Here is a 3,018-nt window from a genome sequence, read left to right as displayed (position 1 = left end):
GCAAAGATGGAACAATYGAATACTGGGCAACAAACCATCTTGATATGGATGATCTTAAGCGACTTCAACTGTCTGAATTTTCATGGAAAATCGAAGAGTATCATCGTAACCTTAAACAGTTCTGTGGAGTGGAACGCTCTCATGTAAGAGCTGCCAAAGCTCAAAGAAATCATATCGGACTTGCAATAAGGACATTCTTGCGTTTTTCGGTCTTCAGTTTCAAGACAGGCCTCAGCTGTTTTGAACTCAAATACAGAATTATCAGGGATGCTGTCAGGAAATATATGGAGCACCCAGCTTGGACTTTTGAGGCAACTGCGTAACTCCTAAGGTATAAAGAAAACCTGTAAAATGCTCCACAATGGCCCGAAATTCCGCTTCCCGCTGCCTGAGAGTTTTTACCACAGCCTTTTCCGCCGTTACATTGACAAGGGTGGCAACGCTGGTAGTTGTTCCACGGATCATATCCAGCTTAATCAGGATATCATGGACCTGCCCTTCACGATTCATAAGACGGCACTCATACTCACCGGGTGCTGCTCCGGGATCCTTTCTCCGCGTATGATGATAACGCATCATACGCTCCAGATCCTCCCTGACTACAAAACGCAGCCACTCAATTTTTCCTTCTATCTCTTCTTTGGAATAACCGAGGAGTTCTTCAACACGTTCATTTATACGGCTGATGGTATAATCCGATTCAATGACAATGGTGGGGGCCGTGGATTTTTCAAAAATCATCCGATAAAAAAGTGCATCCGTTTCTGCTTTTTCCACCCGGTCACGCCATTCTTCCCTTTGATTTTCCTGCATGGAGAGTATCCTTTTTAATGCGTTGGGGGGGCCATTTATTGGGAAGGACTTAAAATAAAACATCTTTGTCAGAGACAGTACTGAAAACTTTTAAAAAAAAAGATGCGGGTATCTTCAGCCGTAAAGACTGCCTGCACCAAGGGTCAGCCATGCAACCACAATATAACGGACCAGCTTTCCGAAAACCATGAAAACAAGAAAATGCAAAACCTTCATACGCAAAATCCCTGCGGCAAAAACCAGAGGGTCTCCCACAACGGGTATCCAGGAAAAGAACAACATCCATGAACCATAGCGGGAGATCCACCGGGCTGATTGCTCCCTTTTTTCTTCAGAAATTCCAAGAAAACGCCCTGCTCCATCTCCGGCAAAATTACCAAGATAAAAGGTGGTTACAGCTCCCAGAACATTGCCTGTGGTTGCAGCAGCAACAGCTGTAACAGGATCTTTGCCATTCAGAAGCGCTGCCACAAGTACTACTTCCGAAGCACCGGGCAAAAGGGTTGCCGCCACAAAGGCGGAGACAAAAAGCCCTGTCAGCCAGAATTCATCGGAAGACAAGAGGTTATTATCCCAGGAAAAAAAATCATTCATATTCTACAGTTCCAATTATTTTGAAGATCTCCGGCAAGGATCATGATCATGGACTGATACTCCCCCTTGCTTGACGCTGGAAAGCCCGGACCGTATACTTGCCCGGATATTTATTCCCTGCAAGTGCATGCAGGCAAACCAGGAGGTTTCATGGAGTCTTTTCAAGAGTTTGTAACAATGACCATAGATGTTTGGAATCATGGGTTCATGGGTATTCCCATAGCCCGCTATCTTGCGGCGGCTGGTATTCTCATTTTTTTTCTCCTGTTACGGCGAACCGTTGTTCAATGGCTTCTCAACCGCCTTAAAAAACTGAGCAGCCAGACAGAAACCCGGCTGGATGATGAAATAGTAGCCTCACTGGAACCACCCGTACGCCTTGTTCCTGTTATATTAGGTGTCTTTTTTGCCTTACGTTTTCTGAATCTTGAAGGCGGTGCCGCTCTTTTTTCTGAAAAACTGATCCGGTCCATGATTGCCTTCATGATTTTCTGGGCGCTGCTTTCCGCTATTCCTCCCCTCTTCAGACTTCTCAGCAATATAAAAGAAAAGGTGGGCGAAGCCCTGCTGGACTGGGCCCAGAAAGCCGTGAAAATTGCCGTCATCGCCATCGGTGCCGCTACCATTCTGGACATGTGGGGCATTAAAGTCGGCCCGGTTCTTGCCGGTTTCGGACTTTTTGGCGTAGCGGTAGCGCTGGGTGCCCAGGATCTGTTCAAGAACCTTATTTCCGGCATTCTTATACTTACAGAACGCCGCTTTGGCAAAGGAGACTGGATTCATGTGGAAGGTGTTGTGGAAGGTACCGTTGAGGAAATAGGTTTCCGTTCCACCCGCATACGCCGCTTTGACAAAGCTCCGGTCTTTGTACCCAATGCAAGGCTTTCCGACAATACACTGACCAACTTTTCCCATATGACCCACAGAAGAATTTTCTGGACCATCGGCCTTGAATACCGCACCACCCTGGATACCCTGAGGAAAGTCCGGGACCGGATAGAAAACCATCTGCTGGAAAATCCGGCCTTTGTCAACCCTCCGGAAGTTCCTCTTTTTGTACGCATTGACCGTTTTTCAGACTCATCCATCGATATTATGGTTTATTGTTTTACCCGGACCACAGCCTGGGGAGAATGGCTTGCAGCCAAAGAGGGTCTGGCCCTTTCCATCAAAGCCATTGTGGAAGAGGAAGGCACATCTTTTGCATTTCCAAGTCGGTCTCTGTATGTTGAAAACCTGCCGGAGTCCGAGGCTCCCCAGGTCTTTATTCCACCCGCTGATCAGGATACCAAGCCATGATGCCCCTCTGTCACCAGTTGCTGCAGTTGGCCGAAAGGGCCAGTGTTGATTCTCATACACAAATCCACAAAAATTCTCACAAACAAATACCCGACAAAAATGTGACCGGAAGGGGCTATCCCCTTCCGGTCTTTCATTGTAGACAGCAGTCTACCGCACCGAGTTATCCCTTAACGCTGGAGTCCCCTCGCAGTCGCCTCCGTTTCACTCGGATCTGTTGAACCATTCAGCGCTGTAAAGCAGCTCTGCCGAGATGGTTTTTTCTTCCCGGATATATGCCTCCTCCAGGGCCATAGTGGCCATATTCATTAC

At 47.4% G+C, this 3,018-nt stretch carries 3 protein-coding genes and 1 pseudogene; 2 read left to right on the top strand and 2 right to left on the bottom strand.

The window, feature by feature from the left end; all coding sequences use genetic code 11:
* A pseudogene (locus FIM25_RS17425) lies at positions 1 to 323 on the top strand (IS701 family transposase); the annotation flags it as partial.
* Here the strand turns inward: FIM25_RS17425 and FIM25_RS16760 are convergent.
* Both FIM25_RS16760 and FIM25_RS16755 read right to left on the bottom strand, forming a co-directional pair.
* A complete protein-coding gene (locus FIM25_RS16760) occupies positions 274 to 813 on the bottom strand; it encodes a PAS domain-containing protein (RefSeq protein ID WP_179953485.1) in 540 nt (179 codons plus the stop codon). The pseudogene FIM25_RS17425 and the gene FIM25_RS16760 overlap by 50 nt on opposite strands.
* A gap of 114 nt (positions 814 to 927) precedes the next feature.
* The gene (locus FIM25_RS16755) at positions 928 to 1,407 is read right to left on the bottom strand and encodes a YqaA family protein (RefSeq protein ID WP_139450996.1); all 480 of its coding nucleotides are present in this window, start codon (positions 1,405 to 1,407) and stop codon (positions 928 to 930) included.
* 150 nt (positions 1,408 to 1,557) lie between these two features.
* Here FIM25_RS16755 and FIM25_RS16750 point away from each other — a divergent pair, with 150 nt between their 5' ends.
* Positions 1,558 to 2,706: a mechanosensitive ion channel family protein gene (locus FIM25_RS16750; RefSeq protein ID WP_139450995.1), complete on the top strand. Its 1,149-nt coding sequence runs from the start codon at positions 1,558 to 1,560 to the stop codon at positions 2,704 to 2,706.
* Positions 2,707 to 3,018 lie beyond the last annotated feature (312 nt).

Origin of the sequence: Desulfobotulus mexicanus (assembly GCF_006175995.1) — a bacterium.
Classification (GTDB): domain Bacteria; phylum Desulfobacterota; class Desulfobacteria; order Desulfobacterales; family ASO4-4; genus Desulfobotulus; species Desulfobotulus mexicanus.
The sequence above is the reverse complement of the archived record's forward strand: the minus strand, read 5'-3'. Positions and strand labels throughout refer to the sequence as shown.

Coding starts and splice junctions, on each gene's coding strand:
- FIM25_RS16750 (WP_139450995.1), top strand. CDS start 1,558: ATGGAGTCTTTTCAAGAGTTTGTAACAATGACCATAGATGTTTGGAAT.
- FIM25_RS16755 (WP_139450996.1), bottom strand. CDS start 1,407: ATGAATGATTTTTTTTCCTGGGATAATAACCTCTTGTCTTCCGATGAA.
- FIM25_RS16760 (WP_179953485.1), bottom strand. CDS start 813: ATGCAGGAAAATCAAAGGGAAGAATGGCGTGACCGGGTGGAAAAAGCA.